This window comes from Lacisediminihabitans sp. (assembly GCF_036569425.1).
Taxonomy (GTDB): Bacteria; Actinomycetota; Actinomycetes; order Actinomycetales; family Microbacteriaceae; genus Lacisediminihabitans.
This window is the reverse complement of record NZ_DATCQQ010000023.1, coordinates 20423-37188: the sequence shown is the minus strand read 5'-3', so window position 1 is coordinate 37188 and position 16766 is coordinate 20423. Positions and strand designations below refer to the sequence as shown.

Genomic DNA, 16766 nt, shown 5'->3' with positions numbered 1-16766 from the left:
CCGATCGCGCGCCTCGACGTGCAGCGCTCCACCGGGGTCCGGTCTCAGAAAATCGGGGGGACCAGCGACGCTGGTCCCCCCGACCGTTGGAACTGTGTGGGTTAGTTGCCGGACAGGTACGACTTGACCGTGATCTTGCCGCTGATGATGTCGGCCTTGATCGTGTCGAGCTCACCCTGCAGCTTCGGGTCGACCTTCGACGCGAAGTCGTGGAACGGGGCGATGCCCACTCCGTCGTTCTTGAGGTTGCCCACGTATGCCACGTTGTCGAACGTGCCCTTGGCCTGCTTGGCGCTGGCCTTCACGACGGCCTCGGTGGCCGGCTTGATGCCCTTGAGCACCGATGTGAGGTAGAGCTTGTCGTAGGTGGTGAAGGTGTTGAACACGTCGGCGTCAGCGCCCAGCAGGGCGATGTCCTTGCCCGAGTCGGTGATGGCCGCCCCGGCGCTCTGGAAGATCGGCCCGCCGACCGGGAAGATCACGTCTGCACCCTGGTCGATGAGGTTCTTCGCCGTGCTCTTGGCCGTGTCGTTCGCCGCGAATCCGCCCGTGAACGAGCCCTTCTGCGAGGCGACGTCCCAGCCGACCACCTTCACGCTCTTGCTCTTCTGCTTGTTGAAGTAGTCAACGCCGTCGGCGAAGCCGTCCATGAAGATGGTGACGGTGGGGAACTGCATGCCGCCGAAGGTTCCGACGATGCCCGACTTGCTGTAGCTCGCCGACGCGTAGCCGGCGAGGAAGGCGGCCTGGGCGGTGTCGAAGACGATGGGCTTGATGTTCGGCTCGTCGACCTTGCCGTCGAAGTTCGCGTCTGCCGCGTCGTCGATGATGGCGAACTGGATGTCGGGGTTGGCCTTGGCCGCGGCGAGCGACGCCGCCGAGAGGTTGAAGCCGACGGTGATGATCAGGTTGCAGTTGGCGGCGACGAGGCTGTCGATGTTCGGCGCGTAGTCGGTGTCGGCGTTCGACTCGACGTGCTTCTCCTTGGCGCCGATGGCCTTCGCCCCGGCCTGCAGCCCTTCGAGCCCCAGCTGGTTGAACGATTTGTCGTCGAATCCGCCCGAGTCGGAAACCATGCATGGGAGGTATTTCGAGGCCGCGGCCGTGGTCTTCGTGGCGTCGGGTGCTGCTGCGCATCCGGCGAGCACTGCTGCGATTCCGGCCATGGCCAGACCGCTCAGCACGGCCTTTCGTGAGGTGATTCTCAAGGTGTCCTCCAAGGTGCTGCCCCGGCACGGTTGCGGGGGCCGTAGTGGTGTACAGGTTACCGAATGTTACGCGCCGCATCGGGGGGTATTTGTACCCGGTTGGCCAATGGTTACAAAGATGCGACGGTCGCGAAATGTTGCAGAAATAATCACCGGAATCCCAGCCAAACGGGGGGTACGGTCGCCGCTCCCTGCTTAGAGAACGTCGCTCCGGCCGGAGAGCTTGAGCGCGTCGACCACGGCCTTCACGCGCTGTGCATTTGCACTCGTCGTGACTAGTAGAGCGTCCGGGGTGTCGACCACCACGATGTCGGTGACTCCGATGAGCGAAATGAGGCGCCCGGTCTGACTGATCACGATGCCGGTGGAGGCGTCGGCGAGCACACGCGCGTTCTCGCCGAGAATCGCGAGGTCGGATTTTCGTCCCCCGGAATGCAGTTTCGCGATCGCCGCGAAATCGCCGACGTCGTCCCAGTCGAACTCGCCGGGAATCACGGCGAGTCGCCCGGCCTTCGCGGCGGGCTCGGCAACGGTGTAGTCGATCGCGATCTTGGTCAGGCCGGGCCAGACGCGATCGACGACCGCCCCGCGTCGCGGGGTGTCCCACGCCTCGGCGAGCTCGGTGAGTCCCGCGAGCATCTCAGGCTCGGTCTCGCCGAGCTGTGTGAGCAGCACGTCCGCGCGGGAGATGAACATGCCGCCGTTCCAGAGGTAGTCGCCGCTGTCGACGTAGCCCTGGGCGGTGACGAGGTCGGGCTTCTCCACGAAGGAATCGACCATCACCGCGGTCGGCGCCGACGGGATGTCGAGCCTCGATCCACAGTGGATGTAGCCGAAGCCGATCGCCGGCTCGGTGGGCGTGATGCCGATGGTGGCGATGTAGCCGGCATCCGCCACCGCCACGGCCTCGACGACCGCGCGCCGGAAACCGCGGATGTCCGCGATCACGTGATCGGCGGCGAACGACCCGATGATCACATCCGGCTCCCGCCGCACCAGGATCGCCGCGGCGAGCCCGATCGCCGCCGAGGAGTCCTTGGGCTCGCTCTCGAGAACCACGTTGGCATCCGTCAGCTGGGGCAGCTGGGCCTCGACCGCGGCGCGGTGCGCGCGGCCCGTGACGACCATGATGCGGTCGGGGCCCGAGATGGGGGCGAGCCGGTCCCAGGTCGCGCGGAGCAGTGTGCTGCCCGAGCCGGTGAGGTCGTGCAGGAACTTGGGGGCATCGGCCCGCGAGAGCGGCCAGAGCCGCGATCCGATCCCGCCGGCCGGGATCACGCTGTAGAAACGCTCGAGAAAATCCTGTTGCTCAGCCATGCCGTCAACCATAGACGCTCCGAGATATCTCGATCTCGAGATATTTAGGCAAGCCTTGGCAGACGACCGTTTCGTGCGGGAATAGACTGGAATCCGTTCGCCTCGCGAACAGTCACCCGCCCCGATGCCGGGGCGGACACCACTCGTCAAGGAGGGTTGCTCGTGCCAGAGAAGTCGGCGGGGGCCCTGGCCGCTTCCAGGCCAGAAAAGAAGTATCCACTTCCCAAGATCTCGGCGCCACGGGCTCCGCGAGGAACCCTGTACCGGGGCCGAGAGGGAATGTGGTCGTGGGTGCTGCACCGCATCACCGGAGTCTCGATCTTCTTCTTCCTGCTGGTGCACATCCTCGACACCTCCCTCGTGCGGGTGAGCCCCGAGGCCTACAACGCGGTGATCAACTCGTACAAGACGCCCATCATGGGGCTCGGCGAGACCGCGCTCGTCGTGGCCATCGGATTCCACGCCCTCAACGGGCTGCGCATCATCCTGATCGACTTCTGGAGCGTGGGCACCAAGCACCAGCGGCTCATGTTCTGGATCGTGGTCGTGGTCTGGGTGCTGCTGCTCATCGGATTCGTGCCCAGACAGTTCATGCACATCTTTGGAGGTGCGTGATCATGAGCGCGACAATCGAAACACCCCGGGCCCCCCAGCCGGTGCGACGTCAGCGCCGCTTCAACCTCGAGAAGTGGGGCTGGATCTACATGCGGGCGAGCGGCGTCGTGCTCGTGGTGCTGATCTTCGGCCACCTCTTCGTCAACCTCTTCGCGGGCGAGGGCGTCAAGGCGATCGACTTCGCCTTCGTCGGAGGCAAGCTCTCCCAGCCGTTCTGGCAGATCTGGGACACCCTGCTGCTCTGGCTCGCCCTCATCCACGGCGCGAACGGCATGCGCACCATCGTGAACGACTATGCGAGCAACCGCCTTCTCCGTGTCATTTTCAAGGGCGCGCTCATCGCGTCCGCCGTCGTACTACTCGTGCTGGGAACCCTCGTGATCTACACCTTTGACCCCTGTCCCGCCGGCTCGCCCGCCGACCTCCTGCCGTCGTTCTGCCCGGCCGGCTAAGGGCGCTGCGCAATGGGTGAAGACGCGGAAGGCACCTCCTCGATCATCGACGGAGTGCACTACCACCGGTTCGACATCGTGATCGTCGGGGCGGGAGGCGCAGGAATGCGCGCCGCCATCGAGGCGGGCCCGCACGCCCGCACCGCGGTGATCTCCAAGCTCTACCCCACGAGGTCGCACACCGGCGCGGCGCAGGGCGGCATGGCCGCCGCCCTCGCGAACGTGGAGGAGGACAACTGGGAGTGGCACACCTACGACACCGTCAAGGGCGGCGACTACCTCGTCGACCAGGACGCGGCCGAGATCCTCGCGAAGGAGGCCATCGACGCGGTCATCGACCTCGAGAACATGGGCCTGCCCTTCAACCGCACGCCGGAGGGCAAGATCGACCAGCGCCGCTTCGGCGGCCACACGCGTGAGCACGGCAAGGCGCCCGTGCGCCGCGCCTGCTACGCGGCCGACCGCACCGGCCACATGATCCTGCAGACGCTTTTCCAGAACTGCGTGCGTCTCGGCATCAACTTCTTCAACGAGTTCTACGTGCTCGACATGGTGATGACCGAGGTGGAGGATGCGTTCGGCCAGAAGACCGAGCAGCCGTCCGGGGTCGTCGCGTACGAGCTCGCCACCGGCGAACTGCACGTGTTCCAGGCGAAGGCGATCATCTTCGCGACCGGCGGATTCGGCAAGATCTTCAAGACCACCTCCAACGCGCACACCCTCACCGGCGACGGCGTCGGCATCATCTGGCGCAAGGGCCTGCCGCTCGAGGACATGGAGTTCTTCCAGTTCCACCCGACCGGGCTCGCCGGCCTCGGCATCCTGCTCTCCGAGGCGGCACGTGGCGAGGGCGCCATCCTGCGCAACGCCACGGGCGAGCGTTTCATGGAGCGCTACACGCCGACCCTCAAGGACCTCGCCCCGCGCGACATCGTGGCCCGGTCCATGGCCACCGAGATCCGCGAGGGCAGGGGTGCCGGTCCAGACAAGGACTACCTCTACCTCGACATCACACACCTCGAGCCGGCGGTGATCGACGAGAAGCTGCCGGACATCACGGAATTCGCCCGCACCTACCTCGGCGTCGAGCCGTACACCGAACCCGTGCCCGTGCTGCCGACCGCGCACTACGCGATGGGCGGCATCCCGACCACCAACAACGCCGAGGTGCTGCGCAGCAACACCGAGGTCGTTCCCGGCCTCTACGCCGCCGGCGAGTGCGCCTGCGTGAGCGTGCACGGCTCCAACCGACTCGGCACCAACTCGCTGCTCGACATCAACGTGTTCGGCAAGCGGGCGGGCAAGAACGCCGTCGAGTACGTGAAGACGGCGGAGTGGGTTCCGCTGCCGGACGACCCGGCGGCCGGCGTGCGCAAGATCCTCGACATGGTGCGCAGCGGCGACGGTTCCGAGCGGATCGCGGTGATCCGCAAGGAGCTGCAGGACTCGATGGACCGCAACGCGCAGATCTTCCGCACCGACGATTCGCTCAAGGAAGTGACGGAGCTCATCGAGACCCTGCGGGCGCGCTACAAGAACATCGCGCTGCAGGACAAGGGCAAGCGGTTCAACACCGACCTGCTCGAGGCCGTGGAGCTCGGCTTCCTGCTCGACCTCGCCGAGGTGCTCGTGTACTCGGCCAGGGCCCGCAAGGAGAGCCGCGGCGGCCACATGCGCGAGGACTACCCGGAGCGCGACGACAAGAACTTCCTCGTGCACACGATGGCCTACCTCACTGGCGACCCGGAGTCCGCGGACGCGGGAGAGCACATCCGCCTCGACTGGAAGCCCGTCGTGATCACGAACTACCCGCCAATGGAGAGAAAGTACTAATGAGCACAGCGGTCCTGGACAACTCCCCGAGTGTCCCCGAGGTCATCCCGACCTTCACGGCGACCCTCATCATTCGCCGCTTCGACCCCGAGGTGGATGACGAGCCGCGCTGGCAGGACTTCGACGTGGAGATGCGCGGCACTGACCGCATCCTCGACGCCCTCCACAAGATCAAGTGGGAGCAGGACGGATCGCTCACCTTCCGTCGCTCGTGCGCGCACGGCGTGTGCGGGTCGGATGCGATGCGCATCAACGGTCGCAACCGCCTCGCCTGCAAGACGCTGATCAAAGACCTCGACATCTCGAAGCCGATCTACGTCGAGGCGATCAAGGGCCTGCCGCTCGAGAAGGACCTGATCGTGAACATGGATCCCTTCTTCGAGAGCTTCAAGGCGGTGCAGCCGTTCCTCATCGCCTCGTCGAAGCCCGACAAGGAGCGCCTGCAGAGCCCGGTGGAGCGTGCGCGCTTCGACGACACGACCAAGTGCATCCTGTGCGCGGCGTGCACCTCGAGCTGCCCGGTCTTCTGGACCGACGGCCAGTACTTCGGGCCGGCCGCGATCGTGAACGCGCACCGCTTCATCTTCGACTCTCGTGACGAGGGGTCCGAGGTTCGCCTCGACATCCTCAACGACCAGGAGGGCGTGTGGCGCTGCCGCACCACCTTCAACTGCACCGAGGCCTGCCCCCGCGGCATCCAGGTGACCCAGGCCATCGCCGAGGTGAAGGCAGCGATCCTGCGCGGCAAGCCGTAGGTACTTCCCCCGTTCTCCTCGGCCAGTGCGGCTTTTGGCCGGCGGCGCGTGCGCGCGGCGCCGTGCGCATAACTCAGGCTAGTTCCGCCGCGACGCCTGTCCGCCCCTGCAAACACAGGCCGGTCTAGGCTGCCGTCGCAAAACAGCCTGAGTTATGCACACCGCGCGGGCGCACGGCAGACCCGGCGGGTGGGCGCCAGGGCGGGGACGGCGGGGCAGCCGGCTGGGCGAATCCGATCGGGAGGCCGGCGGATCGGGAGGCCGGCGGACCGGGCAGGTCAGGCGGCTGCGGCGGCGCGCGCCTCTGCAGCCGTGCGGGCCGCGATGGCCCTCGTCGCACGCTCGCGGGCCTCGGCGAGGGTGACCGTGCGGAGTTCCGCGCGCACGTCGGCGAGCGCCGCCGGGGTCATCGAGAGGCTAGTCACGCCCAGTCCCACGAGCACCACCGCGAGCTGCGGATCCGCTGCCGCCTCGCCGCAGACACCGACCGACTTGCCGGCAGCGGCTCCGGCGTCGCCGAGGAGCTTCACCAGGCGCAGCACGGCCGGATGCCACGGGTCCTGGAACTGCGCGACGGAGCCGAGCATCCGGTCGGCGGCGAGCGTGTACTGGGTGAGATCGTTGGTTCCGATGCTCACGAAGTCCGCGACCCCGAGCACCTGGTCGGCCAGCACGGCGAGGGACGGCACCTCGGCCATCACCCCCACGGTCGTGAGGCCCAGCTCCCGGCCGAGCGACACGAAGTACTCGGTCTCCTCGGAGTCGGACACCATCGGCGCCATCACCCACAGCTCGGCATCGGTCTCCGCGTCGGCGAGGGCGAGCGCGGTGAGCTGGTCGCGCAGGATCGGCTCACTCGCACGCAGGGCGCGAAGACCCCGGAGGCCCAGGGCCGGGTTCTCTTCGCGGGCTTCGTTGAGAAAGCTCAGCGGCTTGTCGGCCCCGGCGTCGAGGGCGCGAACCACCACCTTCTTGCCGGGAAACTGGGCGAGCAGCTGCGCGTACTGCGCGCGCTGCTCGTCGACGGACGGCGCGGTCTTCGCGTCGAGGAAGAGGAACTCGGTGCGGAACAGGCCGACGCCCTCCGCGCCGAGCGCAATCGCGGCGGCGGCATCCTTCGGCGACCCGAGATTCGCCAGCAGCGGGATGGCCGTGCCGTCGGCGAGCGTACCCGGAGTGATGGGCGCCGCAACGACAGCGGCCCGCTCGGCGATGGTTGCCCGTGCGCGCTCGAGGTCCGCCTCGCTCGGAGCCACCCGCACGAGGCCGGCGCCGGCATCCACGATCACCACGGTGCCGTCCGCCAGGTCGAGCGCACCCGCCACCCCGACGATGGCCGGAATGGACTTCGCCCTCGCCAGGATGGCCGTGTGACTCGTGGGGCCGCCGTCACGGGTGACCAGGCCGAGCACCTTGCCGAGGTCGAGCAGGGCGGTGTCGGCCGGGGCGAGATCGTGGGCGACCAGGACGAACGGTCGGTCCGAGCTGGGGACGCCGGGGGCGGGTACCCCGCGCAGGTGGGCGATGATGCGCCGGGAGACGTCGGCAAGGTCGGCGGCGCGCTCCGCCATCAGGCCGCCCATGCCGGTGAGGATGTCCTGGAACGCCCCGAACGCCTCGAAGACCGCGCGTTCGCCGGTCTTCCCCGCATCGATGCGGTGCTGGATGTCGTCGACCAGCGACGGGTCCTGGGCCATGAGCGCCGCCGCCTCGAGCACGTCCTTGGCGGCGCCGCCGGCCTTCTCGCCCCGCGATTGCAGCTCGACGGCGACCGCGGCGAGGGCCTCCGATACCGCCCGGAACTCCGCGCTCGCGTCGGCCGTGCGCGACACGTCGGCCGGCTCTGGCAGCGGGTCGGGCATCCTCACAATCGGGCCGACCGCGATGCCACGTCCCACGCCGATGCCATGCAAATCCACGGGTGTCCTCCCTCGAGTCTGCTGCTTGCGCCACTCTACCGGGCCGCTGGATAGGCTGGAGCGAGTGGAGAGGGTACCCATGGTCGCGAGAGTCAAGCGTCTGCACGCACGGATCCAGCGCCTCATCGCACGGATCCAGCGACTGCGCGTGACGCGGGTGTTCGTGCACTACTCGGAAAAGAACGGCCCGATCCTCGCGGCCGGGCTGAGCCTCACGGCCCTCTACAGCGTGTTCGCCGGCCTGTACGTGGGATTCACCATCTTCGGCCTCTTTCTGGAGGCGGACCCGCAGTTGCGGGATGCGGTGGTGAAGACCGTGTCCCTCTCCGTGCCCGGGCTCATCGACACCGGCAGCGGTGGCGGTGGCGGTGGCGCGATCAACCTCGACGACCTCTTCACCTCCCGCTCCCTCACCTTGAGCGGCGTCATCGCCCTCGTGGCGCTCCTCTTCACGACCCTCGGCTGGTTCGGCGCTGCCCGCGCCGCGGTGCGCACCGTGTTCGACCTCCCGCCGGACAAGACGTTCTTCCTGCTCCTGAGGCTCAGGGACCTGGGCCTCGTGGTCGGATTCGGTGCCGTGACGATCCTGTCCGCCGCGATCTCCGTGTTCAGCACGAGCGCGCTCTCCTTCCTGCTCGACCTCATCGGAATCCATGGCCACTCCGGCCTCGCGGACGCCGCCGCCCGCGTGATCGGCCTCACGGTGGTACTGGTGCTCGACACGGCGGTGCTCGCCACTCTGTTCCGGGTGCTCGCCGGCCAGCGATTGCCGTGGCGGCGACTGCTGACCGGATCGGTGCTCGGGGCGGTCGCCCTCGGAATCCTCAAGGTGCTCGGTGCCACCATCATCGGCGGCGCCGGTCGCAACCCCCTGCTCGCCTCGTTTGCCGTGATCCTCGGCCTGCTGATCTGGTTCGGCCTCATCTGCCAGGTGCTTCTCATCTCCGCCACCTGGATCGCCGTCGACATGGCCGACCATGGCGAAGACGCGTCGACCTTCTCCAAACGGGGCGGGGTGCGGGTGCCGCCGCGCCCGCTCCGGGCTCGCCGGGCTCGGGCTGTCGGTCGCGCTCGCTAAACTTTTGGGTATGCCTACCCCCCTGCGAATCGCCACGGTCAACGTCAATGGGGTGCGAGCGGCCTACCGCAAGGGCATGGGCGACTGGCTCGACGGTCGAGGAGTCGACATCCTCGCCCTGCAGGAGGTGCGCGCCGCCACCGAAGACCTCGAGGGGCTCCTCGGGCCGGAGTGGAACATCCTCCACGACGCGGCCACCGCCAAGGGCCGCGCCGGCGTGGCGCTGGCGAGCCGCGGGAAGGCGGAGATCCACCGCGTGGACCTCGGAGACGAGAAGTTCGACAGTGCGGGTCGCTGGCTCGAGGCTGACTACCGCGTCGGAGACGCCGTCGTCACCGTGGTGAGCACGTACGTGCACTCCGGCGACGCCGACACCCCGGCGAAAATGATCGAGAAGTACAAGTTCCTCGACGCGATGTCGCGCCGCCTGCCCGAGTTCTCGGCGCACACGCCGTTCGCCGTCGTCGTCGGCGACCTCAACGTCGGGCACCGCGAACTCGACATCAAGAACTGGCGGGGCAACCGCAAGAGCGCCGGATTCCTCCTCAAGGAGCGCGCCTACTTCGACAAGTTCTTCGGACCGGCCGGCAAGAACGTCGCCTGCGTGGACGGCAAGACCCGTCGCGGGCTCGGCTGGGTGGATGTCGGCCGCGCCTGGGCCGGCGAGGTCGACGGCCCGTACACCTGGTGGTCCCAGCGCGGGCAGGCCTTCGACACCGACACCGGCTGGCGACTGGACTACCAGATGGCCTCCCCCCAACTCGCGGCAACCGTCACCGACTACTCGGTGGACCGGGCGTCGGCGTGGGACACCCGATGGTCGGACCACGCTCCGGTTGTCGTCGACTACCTCGTCTAGGTTCTTCGTCTTGTCACTCGGGGGTCGCGGCAAACGGTTGTGCCGGCTCCGCCCATAGAGGCCCACCACGCCCCCGCCGGCACTACCATTCGCCGCGACGCTGCGACGTCGTCGCTCGTCGGCTCGGACCGGTACATCACTTCGCGGCATCCCACTCCTACTGAAAGACTGGACTCATGAGTTCTAAGCCCCGCCTGTTCTCCGGCATGCAGCCGTCCGCCGAATCGCTCCACATCGGCAACTACATCGGTGCGCTCCTGCAGTGGAAGGACCTCCAGAACACGCACGACGCGATCTTCAGCATCGTCGACCTGCACGCGATCACCGTCGCTCAGGACCCGGCCGCCCTGCGCGAGAACACCCGGCGCACCGCGGCGCAGTACATCGCCGCGGGGATCGACCCCGAGGTGTCCACCCTCTTCGTGCAGTCGCACGTGGCGGCGCATCCGCAGCTCGCCTGGATACTCAACACGATCACCGGCTTCGGCGAGGCCAGTCGCATGACCCAGTTCAAGGACAAGGCCGCGAAGCAGGGGACGGATGCCGCGTCGGTCGGGCTGTTCGCCTACCCCACCCTCATGGCCGCCGACATCCTGCTCTACAACGCGGTCGCGGTGCCGGTCGGCGACGACCAGAAGCAGCACGTGGAGCTCACCCGTGACCTCGCCAACCGCTTCAACACGCGCTTCGGGCAGACCTTCGCGATGCCGGAGCCGCTCATCCTCAAGGAGACCGCGCGCATCTTCGACCTGCAGAACCCGACATCCAAGATGAGCAAGTCCGCGGAGTCCCCCGCCGGCGTCGTGTGGCTTCTCGACGAGCCGTCGGTCACCGCGAAGAAGATCAAGTCCGCAGTGACGGATGCCGGGCGCGAGGTGGTCTACGACGTCGCCGGAAAGCCGGGCGTCTCGAACCTCCTGACCGTGTTCTCCGTGCTGTCCGGTCGCCCGATCGAATCGCTCGAGTCGGAGTATGCCGGTCGCGGGTACGGGGACTTCAAGAAGGACCTCGCCGACGTGGTGGTCGATACCTTCGCGCCGATCCGTACGCGCGCCCTCGAACTCCTGGCCGATCCGGCCGAGCTCGACCGGGTCCTCGCCGGCAACGCCGACCGGGCCGCGGAGATCGCCGACGCCACCCTCGCGACGGTGTACGACCGCGTCGGGCTGCTGCCGAGGCGGTGAACGTGACATCACCGGTCATCCAATCCGAACGGCTGTTGCTCGACTCCGTGCTGCCGAGCGACGCGGCCGCGGTCTTCGAGTACTGTCAGGACGCCGACCTGCAACGCTTCGTGCCGGTGCCCGCTCCCTACCGGATCACCGATGCAGAGGGGTACGTCACCAACTACGCTGGCGCCGCCGCGGCATCCGCCACGGACATTCTCTGGGCGATTCGAGTGGACGGCGCCTTCGCGGGCGTCATCGAGCTGCGGCTCGAGCCGGTGCATTCGGCCACCGTCGGCTTCTGGCTCGGCATGCCGTGGCGCGGCCAGGGCATCATGTCCGAGGCGCTGCAGACCGTGTCGGAGTACGGCTTCGAGCCGGACGGGCTCGGGCTCGAGCGTCTCCACTGGGAGTCCGTGGTGGACAATATCGGGTCGGCAATCGTGGCACGACGGGCCGGATTCCACTTCGAGGGAACCATGCGGGGATCCCTCGTGCACCGCGGGGAACGGCTTGACTCCTGGCAGGCGAGCCTCCTGCGCGGGGACTCGCGGATCCCGGCGGACGGCTGGCCGCTGTGACACTTCCCCCCGTGGCGCTCTTCGACTTCGACGACACGCTCTTCGCCCACCAGCGGGCGGTCGGACTGGGGGTGACGGCGCACCGCCGGGCGATCGGCGCGCCTCTCGCCGAGGCCGACGACGACGCGGAACTCGCCCGCTGGCACGACCTCGAGGAGCACCACTACGCGCGCTACCTTGCCGGCGAGCTCGACTTTCTCGAACAGCGCAGGCATCGGGCGCGCGACTTCGTCGAACCGTACGGACTCGAGCTCACGGCCGACCACGAGGCCGACCAGTGGTTCGACGACTACCTCGTGCAGTACCAGCTCGCCTGGACGCTGCACGACGACGCGCTCCCCTGCCTCGACGAACTCGATTCGCGGGGAGTCCGCATCGGCATCATCACCAACGGCGACCTGCACTTCCAGCTGGCGAAGCTCGACCGGATGGGGCTCACGCCCCGGATCGAACACGTGATCGCCTCGGGCGAGCTCGGGGTTGCACCCTGCCGCCTGGCACGGAGTGCTTCGGGCCGGCGAGCCTCGCGTCGAGCGGCCAGGGTGGCCGGCGTGACCGGGGGCGCGCAGTCGCCTGGTCCTGACCCCTCAGCTCTGGGCTGCCGGTGATCATCATCTTCGTGCTGCTCGCGCTCGGCGGCGTGCCGTGGCTTCTCGCGCTGAGCAAGCGCTTCGGGCTTTTGGTCGCGGTGCCTGGCACTGCTGCCGCGGCCATCCTCCTCGCCCTCGCCGTGCTGCTGGTGACCCGTGCCGCGCAGCTCGATATCGTCATCTCGCAGGTGGTCGGTGGGCTTCTTTTCGCCGCTGCCGGTGTGCTGGTGCTGTGGCACACGCCCGGCGCGCTCCGCAGGCCCGGTCGACACGCGGTCGCCTTGTGGGTCTCACCCGTGCTCGGTGCGCTCGGCTGGATCGGCATCCTGGTCGCCGCGCAGTTCGTTCCCGGCGCCGCGAGGCTCAGCTGGGCCATGAACGGCGATGGTTTCAACAATCTCTTCTACGGCAACGTGATCCTCTCTGCCCGCGGTCTCGCGATCGGTCAGTCCGAGAATCCAGTTCCACTGCCCGCGTCGCTATTGGCTCTCGCGATGGCTCCGGGGCGGGCGACTATCGCCGACCGCCACCTGCTCGCACATGATCTCGCTTCGTTCACCCTCGTCTGGACGCTGATTCTCGCGGCGACGTGCATTCTGACGGGCGCCGTCGTGGCCTCCGCGATTCCAGCGCGCTACCCTCGGGCGGTCGCGGTCGCCAGCGCGCTCGGGTCGCTCCTTCCCCTCACGTGGTACGTGGCGGGACTTCCTGTGCAGTGGGGCTATTTCAACGCGAACGTGGTGCTGCCGGTTCTCCTGGCGACCTGGCTGGCGTTTCTCGCGTCGCGTCGCTTCCCGCTGGTTGCGCTCGTCGTGCTCTCCGGGCTCACCACCTTGGTACTTGCCACCTGGGCTCCCTTGGTGCTCGTGCCCGGGGCGCTGGGAATCGTGATCCTCGTGAGGGACTGGAAACGCATCCGGTCGCTCCAGGGACCCGCGGCGCTCGCCCTCGGGCTCGGCGCAGCGCAGGTTCTGTCCTGGGTAGGGATCGTGACGGTGCCGACCTTCCTGGCCCAGGGGGATGCTCTCGAGATCCCCGGCCACGGATTTCCCTCGGCATGGCCGGCCCTGCCATTGCTGCTCATCGCCCTGGTTGCGCTAGCGCTTTTCGTGCGGCGAACAACCTCACTTCCCGTGTTGCCCGGCATAATCGCAATCGTCTGCTCCACCATCGCGGCTACCGGAATGCTGCTCTACCTCGACCGCGGCCAGGGCGACCCCTGGTCGGCCTACTATCCGACGAAACTCGCCTGGATCCTCTCCGTCTTCCTCGCCATCGTCGCGCTGTCCCTCGCCGTGTCTACTGTCGCCGCGGTGGCCTCCGGTCGACGGTTCGCGCTCGCGGGTATCGCGGCAGTGACCGTTGCGGTGCTGCTCGCGTGCGGGGCGATGCCGGTCGACAGCTGGTCGGAGACAGTCATCCGGCAGCCGATGACACGGATTCTCAGCGGATCGATCTGGCACACCGGCGACCGGGCGGCAGACCAGATCCTGACCCTATCCGATCCGCGCGCCTCCGGCATCCTGTGGCAGTCCGGCGACCCCGATGAAGCGATGATCGACTTCTGGGTGCTGGTGACGAGGGGCGGGGATTTCGTCGGCGATCCCGAACTGCGGTCTGTCGCCTTCGTGGCCTATCGCGAATATCGGGCCACCGGCACTTTCGACGACTCGGACATCGTCCCCCTCTGCAGGATTGTGACGCTGATGAAACCCACACCGACTGTCCATACGGCCAGCCCTTCGCTCGAGGCGGAGCTGCGCGAAACCTGTCCGATGGCGACGCCGCGGGTTCTCCTGGACTCGAAGTGATCCCGTCCGCGCAGCGGCGCCCGACGCCCCGGGCGGGCCGCCCCGCCGTGGTGCTGTTCGACCTCGATGACACCCTGTTCGCACACAGTGAGGCCGTGGCGAAAGCCATCACGGTGTACCGGAAGCACCTGGGCAGCCGTCCCGGACATGACGACAGCACGGAAGCTAAACGCTGGCGGGCACTCGAGGAACTGCACTATCACCGCTACCTCGCCGGGGAACTCGACTTTCTGGGGCAGCGGCGAGCGCGCGCCAGGGGCTTCGTCGCGCCCTACGGCCACAATCTCGCGACAGATGACGACGCTGATGCGTGGTTCGAGGGCTACTTCGTGCACTACGAATCGTCGTGGAGCCTCCACGACGATGCGATCGACTGCCTCATGGGCTTACGTGGCGCTGGCCTGAGTGTCGGCATCATCACCAACGGCGAGCTGGCTTTCCAACGGGCGAAGATCGAACGGGCAGGACTAGCTTCGATGATCGACGAGGTGATCGCCTCCGGGGATCTCGGGTTCGCCAAGCCCGACCGGCGCATCTTCGAGCACGCCTGCGCCCGTTTCGGGGTTGCGCCGTCGGACGCCGTGTATGTCGGCGATCGCCTGGAGACGGACGCCCTCGGAGCCGCACGAGCAGGGCTTCGGGGTGTCTGGGTCGACCGGAACGCGACTCGATCGACCGAGGACTCCCGCGCGGCCAGGGCCTCCGGCGTCGTCGCCATCGCGTCGCTCGGCGAGCTCGCCGCGTTGCTCTGTGCGGGGCGGGGCTAGCCGAGGACTGCTGACCGCGTCGCGAAGACGAGTCCGTGCAAGGTGGTGAGCGTCTCCCGAGCTGCGGCCACCTCGGCCGCGCGGCGCTCGGGCGTCCAGCCGAGGCTCTCGCTCACCACGTCCGCGATCTCCTTGATCGTCTCCGCGGTGACCGTGCCGAGGAACGCGATGTCGGTGCGTCGCAACAGCACGTCGTCGAGGTGCACGACCGACTCGTGGTCGACGAGGTAGTCGATCTCGGCCGTCGAGTACAGCGGGGTGCTCTCGAGGGTGCGGTCGTCCGAGCGCGAGATAGCCTCGATGACCGCGGCGGCACGCGTGCCGTAGCGCTCGAGCAGCTGCAGCACGCGCTCGCGCGGGAGGCCGGCGGCGTTGTCCGCGACCCAGGCGTCGCGGGCGGCATCCGTGGTCGGGAATCCCTTGCCGCCGCCGATCGCGAGCGAGACGGTCGACGCCGAGCGGCGGCGGCCGAGGATCTCGAGCACCTCGTTGGTCAGGTGTTCGCCGAGGGCGCGGAATGTGGTCCACTTGCCGCCGACGAGGCTCAGCAGCGCGGAGCCGCCGAGCGTCGACTTCTCGATGCGGTAGTCGCGCGAGACGAAGCCGGGGGTCTCGTCGTCGTGGCGGGGAAGCGGACGGATGCCCGCGAAGCTGAAGACGATCTGCGAGCGGTCGACGGCGATGTCCGGGAACACGTGCGAGACGAGCTTGAAGAAGTAGTCCACGTCGTCCTCGGTCGTGAACATGGGGTCGCGGGGATCCGCATCCGTGTCGGTGGTGCCGACCAGCACCCGACCCTTGATCGGGTAGATGAGCACGATGCGCCCGTCCTCGTTCTCGAAGAAGAGCTCGCGGCCCTGCGTCGCGTCGAACAGTTGCGGGCTATCGAGCACGATGTGCGAGCCCTTGGTGCTGCCCATGAACCGGGTCGGCTGCCCGAGGGCCTCGTTGGTGAGGTCGGTCCACGGCCCGGAGGTGTTCACGACGACGTCGGCCGACAGCACGAACTCCTCGCCGGTCACCCGGTCGCGCACGAGCACCCCGCCGTCGACGGTTCCCACCGCTTCCACGTAGTTGGCGCTGCGGGCGTTGTCGCCCGCGGCGTTGCCGTCGAGCACGACGTCGAGGCCGAGCCGTTCGGGGTTGACCATGGCCGCGTCGTAGTAGGTGGCGGTGTACTTGAGGCTCCTGTTGAGTCCCGGCAGTGCTGCGAGGGACTTCGCTCGGCCGAGGAACTGGTGGCGGGGCACGCTTCCGCCGTCTCGGGAGAAGGCGTCGTAGAGCACGAGCCCCACCTTGATCAGGAGTGCGCCACGCTCCTTGGGCCTGCCCTGCCTGTGGGTGAGGAAGCGCAGCGGAGCGGATGCGATGCCGGAGAACATGGAGAAGATCGGGATGGTGGTGCGCAACGGCTTCACGTAGTGGGCCGCGGTCTTCAGCAGGCGGTTGCGCTCCTGCACCCCCTCGCGCACGAGCCGGAACTCGCCGTTCTCGAGGTAGCGGATTCCGCCGTGAATCATGTGCGACGAGGCGGCCGACGCCCCGGAGATGTAGTCCCCGCGTTCGATCAGGGTGACATCCACGCCCTGCAGCGCAAGCTCCCTGAACGTCGCGACCCCGTTGATGCCTCCGCCGATCACGAGCACCTGCGACCGGGGATGCCCGGTGAGCGCCGCGACATCGCGTCGGGCCGGACGGCTGGTGTGGGGGAGGTTTTCACTCATGGCTTCTTCAGCTTTCTGCAGTGGGACACTTCGGTCTTTACCCATCGTGCGGCGGCGTGCAAGACTGTTCAAGCCAATTGAACGGATGTGC

Annotated in this window: 15 protein-coding genes; 11 read left to right on the top strand and 4 right to left on the bottom strand. The window is 67.9% G+C overall.

What is annotated here, in order from left to right; genetic code table 11:
* Positions 1-101: 101 nt before the first annotated feature.
* Positions 102-1208, bottom strand: a complete 1107-nt coding sequence (locus VIM54_RS04530) for a BMP family ABC transporter substrate-binding protein (RefSeq protein ID WP_331899527.1) — start codon at positions 1206-1208, stop codon at positions 102-104.
* Positions 1209-1403: 195 nt separating this feature from the next.
* Positions 1404-2525, bottom strand: a complete 1122-nt coding sequence (locus tag VIM54_RS04525; protein WP_331899525.1) for a mannose-1-phosphate guanylyltransferase — start codon at positions 2523-2525, stop codon at positions 1404-1406.
* Between the two features lie 186 nt (positions 2526-2711).
* On the opposite strand from VIM54_RS04525, the gene sdhC reads away from it, so the two are divergent.
* Genes sdhC through VIM54_RS04505 form a run of 4 tightly spaced genes read left to right on the top strand, consistent with a single transcriptional unit; the run spans position 2712 to position 6180 of the window.
* Complete coding sequence (gene sdhC / locus VIM54_RS04520) at positions 2712-3140, top strand: succinate dehydrogenase, cytochrome b556 subunit (protein ID WP_414673169.1); 429 nt, start codon at positions 2712-2714, stop codon at positions 3138-3140.
* A gap of 2 nt (positions 3141-3142) precedes the next feature.
* Positions 3143-3592, top strand: coding sequence for a succinate dehydrogenase, hydrophobic membrane anchor protein (gene sdhD, locus VIM54_RS04515; protein ID WP_331899523.1), 450 nt, complete (start codon positions 3143-3145; stop codon positions 3590-3592).
* A gap of 12 nt (positions 3593-3604) precedes the next feature.
* Positions 3605-5425 carry a succinate dehydrogenase flavoprotein subunit gene (sdhA, locus tag VIM54_RS04510; protein ID WP_331899521.1) on the top strand — a complete coding sequence of 607 codons (1821 nt, stop codon included), beginning with the start codon at positions 3605-3607 and terminating at the stop codon, positions 5423-5425.
* Positions 5425-6180: a succinate dehydrogenase iron-sulfur subunit gene (locus tag VIM54_RS04505; protein ID WP_331899519.1), complete on the top strand. Its 756-nt coding sequence runs from the start codon at positions 5425-5427 to the stop codon at positions 6178-6180. Before sdhA ends, VIM54_RS04505 begins: the two co-directional genes overlap by 1 nt.
* A gap of 278 nt (positions 6181-6458) precedes the next feature.
* On the opposite strand, the gene ptsP is transcribed toward VIM54_RS04505, so the two are convergent.
* A complete protein-coding gene (ptsP, locus tag VIM54_RS04500; protein ID WP_331899517.1) occupies positions 6459-8099 on the bottom strand; it encodes a phosphoenolpyruvate--protein phosphotransferase in 1641 nt (546 codons plus the stop codon).
* Positions 8100-8178: 79 nt separating this feature from the next.
* Between ptsP and VIM54_RS04495 the strand changes: the two genes are divergently transcribed.
* The 7 genes from VIM54_RS04495 to VIM54_RS04465 all read left to right on the top strand — a co-directional run bounded on the left by VIM54_RS04495 (position 8179) and on the right by VIM54_RS04465 (position 14951).
* Positions 8179-9177, top strand: a complete 999-nt coding sequence (locus VIM54_RS04495) for a YihY/virulence factor BrkB family protein (RefSeq protein WP_331899515.1) — start codon at positions 8179-8181, stop codon at positions 9175-9177.
* 10 nt (positions 9178-9187) lie between these two features.
* Entirely contained in the window at positions 9188-10036 is an 849-nt protein-coding gene (locus tag VIM54_RS04490) for an exodeoxyribonuclease III (RefSeq protein WP_331899514.1), read from the top strand.
* 176 nt (positions 10037-10212) lie between these two features.
* On the top strand, positions 10213-11220 hold the full coding sequence (gene trpS / locus VIM54_RS04485) for a tryptophan--tRNA ligase (RefSeq protein WP_331899512.1): 1008 nt from the start codon (positions 10213-10215) through the stop codon (positions 11218-11220).
* Between the two features lie 2 nt (positions 11221-11222).
* Entirely contained in the window at positions 11223-11783 is a 561-nt protein-coding gene (locus VIM54_RS04480; protein WP_331899510.1) for a GNAT family protein, read from the top strand.
* On the top strand, positions 11780-12391 hold the full coding sequence (locus VIM54_RS04475; protein WP_331899508.1) for an HAD family hydrolase: 612 nt from the start codon (positions 11780-11782) through the stop codon (positions 12389-12391). Before VIM54_RS04480 ends, VIM54_RS04475 begins: the two co-directional genes overlap by 4 nt.
* Positions 12388-14184 carry a hypothetical protein gene (locus tag VIM54_RS04470; protein WP_331899506.1) on the top strand — a complete coding sequence of 599 codons (1797 nt, stop codon included), beginning with the start codon at positions 12388-12390 and terminating at the stop codon, positions 14182-14184. Before VIM54_RS04475 ends, VIM54_RS04470 begins: the two co-directional genes overlap by 4 nt.
* Positions 14181-14951, top strand: coding sequence for an HAD-IA family hydrolase (locus VIM54_RS04465; protein ID WP_331899504.1), 771 nt, complete (start codon positions 14181-14183; stop codon positions 14949-14951). Before VIM54_RS04470 ends, VIM54_RS04465 begins: the two co-directional genes overlap by 4 nt.
* Here VIM54_RS04465 and VIM54_RS04460 read toward each other — a convergent pair.
* Positions 14948-16675, bottom strand: coding sequence for a glycerol-3-phosphate dehydrogenase/oxidase (locus tag VIM54_RS04460; RefSeq protein WP_331899502.1), 1728 nt, complete (start codon positions 16673-16675; stop codon positions 14948-14950). The two genes, VIM54_RS04465 and VIM54_RS04460, sit on opposite strands and share 4 nt — an antisense overlap.
* Positions 16676-16766 lie beyond the last annotated feature (91 nt).

What these genes read in the sequence shown, in the direction of transcription:
- VIM54_RS04525 (WP_331899525.1), bottom strand. Translation starts at nt 2,525, where the DNA reads ATGGCTGAGCAACAGGATTTTCTCGAGCGTTTCTACAGCGTGATCCCG.
- sdhD (WP_331899523.1), top strand. Translation starts at nt 3,143, where the DNA reads ATGAGCGCGACAATCGAAACACCCCGGGCCCCCCAGCCGGTGCGACGT.
- sdhA (WP_331899521.1), top strand. Translation starts at nt 3,605, where the DNA reads ATGGGTGAAGACGCGGAAGGCACCTCCTCGATCATCGACGGAGTGCAC.
- VIM54_RS04505 (WP_331899519.1), top strand. Translation starts at nt 5,425, where the DNA reads ATGAGCACAGCGGTCCTGGACAACTCCCCGAGTGTCCCCGAGGTCATC.
- VIM54_RS04495 (WP_331899515.1), top strand. Translation starts at nt 8,179, where the DNA reads ATGGTCGCGAGAGTCAAGCGTCTGCACGCACGGATCCAGCGCCTCATC.
- VIM54_RS04490 (WP_331899514.1), top strand. Translation starts at nt 9,188, where the DNA reads ATGCCTACCCCCCTGCGAATCGCCACGGTCAACGTCAATGGGGTGCGA.
- trpS (WP_331899512.1), top strand. Translation starts at nt 10,213, where the DNA reads ATGAGTTCTAAGCCCCGCCTGTTCTCCGGCATGCAGCCGTCCGCCGAA.
- VIM54_RS04460 (WP_331899502.1), bottom strand. Translation starts at nt 16,675, where the DNA reads ATGAGTGAAAACCTCCCCCACACCAGCCGTCCGGCCCGACGCGATGTC.